The organism is Hydrocoleum sp. CS-953 (assembly GCF_002260545.1).
Classification (GTDB): Bacteria; Cyanobacteriota; Cyanobacteriia; order Cyanobacteriales; family Microcoleaceae; genus Trichodesmium.
This window is the reverse complement of sequence record NZ_LGSU01000896.1, coordinates 1-5,294: the sequence shown is the minus strand read 5'-3', so window position 1 is coordinate 5,294 and position 5,294 is coordinate 1. Positions and strand designations below refer to the sequence as shown.

At 34.5% G+C, this 5,294-nt stretch carries 1 protein-coding gene; it reads right to left on the bottom strand.

The genetic code is table 11. The features are described 5' to 3' along the window. Positions 1-212: 212 nt before the first annotated feature. Complete coding sequence (locus tag AFK68_RS44885; RefSeq protein WP_094673018.1) at positions 213-4,808, bottom strand: SNF2-related protein; 4,596 nt, start codon at positions 4,806-4,808, stop codon at positions 213-215. Between the last annotated feature and the right edge of the window lie 486 nt (positions 4,809-5,294).

Genomic DNA, 5,294 nt, shown 5'->3' with positions numbered 1-5,294 from the left:
TTGGTGCTTAGATTTGGAAACTAAACCTCCTAAAGTTTTTTTCAGAACAGAACTTATGGCAAGGTACTATATATAGAGTTAAAAACTATAACGTTATAGTTTTGGGAGCTATATATATGGTTTCTACCTAAGTCTGACAGAAATGATTTAGGTTTAGCATAGTTCCTGTTAGCTATTTATCTTTTTATTTCTCCCCCTACTTCCCTACTCCCCTACTCATCTTCAATTACTTGATTTCTATCAAGTATTAATAAATTTCTCAACTGGTCTGTATCAAGTTCAGTTAACCATTGTTCACCTGCACCTACTACTTGTTCTGCTAATTCTTTTTTACTTTCAATTAAATCATGTATTTTCTCTTCTAAAGTTCCGGTACAAACAAATTTATGCACCTGAACATTCCGAGTTTGACCAATTCTAAATACCCGATCTGTTGCCTGATTTTCTACTGCGGGATTCCACCATCTGTCAAAGTGAAAAACATGATTAGCGCGAGTCAAATTTAAACCTGTACCTCCAGCTTTTAATGATAGAATCATTATTGGCGGACCTTGAGGATCTAATTGGAATTGGTCTACCATTTCTTCCCTTTTAATTTTGCGGGTAGCTCCATATAAATACAATACTTCTCTACCTAAATTTTTCTCTAAATAAGGTTGTAAAATTTTTCCCCATTCCGCAAATTGGGTAAAGATAATTGCTCGTTCTCCTTCATCAATTATTTCTTCTAACATTGCGCCTAGACGTTGCAGTTTACCAGAGTTGGTATCATTGATTTCTACTTTTTTCTTACTGCCTTTTTTGATTTGTAAAAGTACGGGATGATTACAAAGTTGTTTCAGTTTTACTAATAAGGCTAAAATTTTTCCTTTTCGCTGAATACCGTCAGCAGCTTCAATTTCTGCTAAAGAATTTTCCACTATATTTTGATAGAGTTTTGCTTGTTCATTTGCTAAAGGGCAAAAGATAGTATTTTCTTGTTTTTCTGGTAAATCTTGAATAATATTTTTGTCAGTTTTGAGACGACGCAGAATAAAAGGTTGAACGAGAGAACGTAAAGTTTGCAATGAATTTGTATCGCCATATTTTTCGATAGGAATGGCAAAGCGACGCTGAAAAAATTGCTTTTGACCTAAATATCCAGGATTCAAAAAATCTAAAATTGACCAGAGTTCTGAAAGACGATTTTCTACAGGAGTTCCTGTCAAGGCAATTCTAAAAGATGCGTCTAATTTTCTGACTGCTTGAGATTGTTTTGCCTCTGGATTTTTGATATTTTGTGCTTCATCAACTATTATTGACTGCCATTTTATTGTCTGTAAAATTTTCTCATCTCGATGCAATAAAGCGTAACTTGTTATGACTAAATGTTTGTCTTTTACTGCTTTGGAAAATTCTTTACCTTTGGCGCGTTTATCGCCGTGATGAACTATTAGTTTTAAACTCGGTCCGAATTTTTTTACTTCTCTTTCCCAGTTTCCTAATACGGAGGTAGGGCAAACTAATAATGTGGGTGTAAGAAGTGCTTCTTTTTCTTGTTGGTTGAGCAAAAATGCTATGGTTTGAATGGTGTTATGACAAAGAATATTATTTGCTACAAAGTTATGATGTTTGCTTACTTCAAAGTCATAAACCCATCCCTCATATTCGATATCTTCGATAGATTCTATCTGACAATAATAGACTTCTTGATTGAGTAATTTTTGCAGGCGAGTTTTATTAATTTCTAGCTCCAGAATATTCAATAAAGAATAAGCTTCTAAAGTTTTAGTCGTCCACTTTGAAGGTTTAAGTTGACGATATTCTTCTTCGGCAGCTCCACTAATAATATGTTCGATACTATTAATAACTTTCTCTAAACTAGCAGGAGAAAATTCTTGGGAGCCGTCGATATAAATTTTACTGTGTATTCCTAAATGTAGCAGTGGTAGTTGAGTTTTATTGGCTACTTCGGCAACTATATCCGAAGCAGGAATTCCTTCAACATTTGAGTTAGCTTTTGTTGCACAAATTGACTTAAGTTTTTCTTGTTTTTCTGGATGATTAAATCCTATTTCTTGTAAAAAACGACGTGCTGAATTTCCACTAAATGTACCGATATAATAAGTACGAAAAATTCCAGTACCATTAGTAGCTCGTTTTTGTTTAGGAGATATTGTCATCCAAATTCCAAAACGTCTTAGTAAGGTAGATAATTGTTGAATAAGTTGAGATGATGCTGTAGAAATTTCGACATTTTTTGTTTTATTTACCGAACCTTCCGCATCAAAATAATTACTCAGAAAAATTCTAATACTGTCTAAGTCAGCTTGCATAATAAATGGTGGGATAGTTTTTTCCGGCGATCGCTTTCCCCACTTATATCCTTTCCCTTCTAAAAATTTCCGATATTCTACACTGGTTATAACAAGTTGGTAACAATCTTTTTTATCACTATAGGGGCGGATAGCAGGGCGATTTATTTTAATACCATATCTTTTACTTAAGTCCTCAAGAGTCTTTAGTAATTCTGCCAAAAGTGGTTTATTTTTTTGGGATATAGCTACTCCTCCCGTATCAGGTTGTTCATATCCTTCAGCTATTTGCCAAGCAAGAAATTTGACTAAATCTTTATCTTCTGCTTTCCCATCCCAAACTAATTTTGCAGGTACACAAACATAATCTCCCACCTGAAAATTATTTTTCCAACTATCGCGAATAAACAATTTATGACTTTGAGTAATAGTAATACTACTCTTATCTTTTAACCTCAACCTCCGTAACTTTTCTCGTACCCGCTGTCGATATAACCGTCGGATAGGAGCAACCACAATTTTTCCCGTTGTCTCATCTAGAGAATTTACTAATAATTGCCGATTCGGTTTTGCCCAAAACCCTTCCCCATCAAATTCGGCCTCACTTGCATAAGCTTGCCAAATCCCCCCCACTTGCATTACCATACTATTAACATATAATTCTGTATTATTTGATACGCATTTACCGAGGCCCATATCGTCCGCCAAACAAGCACCTAAACCCCAACGTTCCAGAAAAGTCAACCAACTTACGCCTCGTGCTTGATAATTCCGCAATTCTCCCCGAAAATTCTCAGGTGTAGGAATTTCCTCTAAAGAACGATTATTTGTCAAAGTATCCAAAAGTTCCTGTAGTTGACCCCCAGATTCAAAATTAACAACAGGCAACTTTTCCATAGTCTGAGTATCCCCAGTCGCTAACCGCAAAGCATCTTCCAAAGACAAAGCCATTTGGTCTTGACGAGTAGCAAAGAAATTTTTTGCTGCTCGGACATCTTGAGGTTGTAATTCCACCCACTCCCCATTAATTTCTACTAAAGGACTATCTTTAGCCACTAATTTGTCAAATTCAGCTTTAGTTAATTTCTGGCCTCCAATAGATAATTCCCACTTAAAATTGAGAAGACTTTTCAACCCCAGTCTCTCGGTTTTTTTCGTTTTTGGAGCAGTCGCCTGAATACTTAGGCCCAAACGAGAAGCCCATCCTTCTCGGTTAGCTAAACTAGGAGGTAAAATTACCCCCAGTCCACTATCAGTAAACCGCCAACTTCCACTTTTGATAAATTCATAAGCTTGTTGTGGAGTGAGTAGACAATATTGGGGAGTTGCTTCTTGTAAACTAGGTTCAATAATTGGATAAATTCTTGATGCTAAACCTAAACCTTTTAGCAGAGTTTCTTGAGGCAGTTTAATTGTTTTTCCTTGATAATTTAAACTTGCTACAGGATTTTCCCAAATAGTTTTGGCATTAACAAAAAATTCTGGGTTATCGACTTGTTGGAGACAATATTCTAGTTTCCATTGTCGGGAATTATCTGATGGTGAGTGGAGACGGAAACAGGTAATAAATTTCTTTTCTGTGGTTTGATATTCTTGTAGAGGAGATTTCCAATTCTCAAGTATTTTGCTAATTTGTTGTGTTTCTTTAGCAGCAGGTAATTTTAAGTTTGATTTTCCTAATAAGGATTTCAACCATTGTCTAATTGAGGGATTTAATGAGGTAGTTTGTGTTGGAGATATTTCGTTTGATAGTTGCCTAATTTGTGTATCTATTATATTTTTTAAGAAATCTTGGATAATTTCTTGACTTGATTGAAGTTGCGGTAATTTTGAGGAATTATTTTCGGTAATTATTTGTAGATTTTGTATATTTTCTAGAGAGAGATATGACTGCCAATCAATATTATATGTACGACAAACTAGAGGCATTTGTAGGGTGAAATTTTTCAATCTAGTTTGATCTATAGAACTATCAAGTAAAGGTTGCCAAGTTGTAATAAATTCTGCACTTGATGTTTGTTCAATAGAGGGTAAAAATTTACATCTTGCTAATAAGTCAAGACTCCATCGCGCAACATGAGACCAAAATCTTAAATCTGCTCCGATGAAAGATTCAGTAGTTTTTCCCAGAGGAATAGATTGTAAAAATTTAATTGCTTCTAGAGGTTCTAAACAAATTCCTTCTATTTGCCAGGGATAAAGATATAACTTTTCTGAAATTTCTGATAGATTTGTGGCAGAATGAATCGGATATATTTTTTGACTAGATTCTGATAATTTTGTGGGGATAGCTAAGGTTTGATTTGTAGATTTTTTGTGCTTTTCTAAACCAAAATTGATATTTGTCTTAGATAACTTGAACAGTTCATCTAAAGTTATTGCATAAGGATTATTAGTAATTTTTTCTGTTTCACCAGCATCCTCTTCTGTAATTCTATGCCAAGTTTCTCCCCAAACAAATAAGGAACTAGGTTGTTGATTTTCTGTCACCCAAAAACTATGTAAAATTGCCATGTTAAATATCTATCAAAAAGGTTATATTCTGATTACTAATTTTTTTTACTGTAAATCTTTCAACAATAAAATTTAACAATGAAAAACGTCGTCCTAGTTAAAATAACTGTAAGCATTTTCTACGGAATGCTTCGCAAACAGCTATTAGCTATCAGCTCTTCCTGCGGAATGCGGAGCAAACACCAATAAGGCATTTTCTTCAAAAACAGTCTCTAAATAAATAGAGACTTTAAGAGTAAGGAAGCCGACTTTTGCAGTAAGAAAATTGATAAAGCTTTTATCGAAAACTAAAAATAGCTAATAGCTGATGACTGACTGCTGAATGCTTACAAATAACTGGATGTAAACTTCATCTTTTGAGATGAAAGGTAAGTAGGATTATTATAGCGATCTATCTACTGAAATTTTCCTACTATGTGAGACCAACCCAACAGTCAATACATTTTCTGAAGCACTCCGGCAGAAGAGTTGGATAGTGCAATTTTC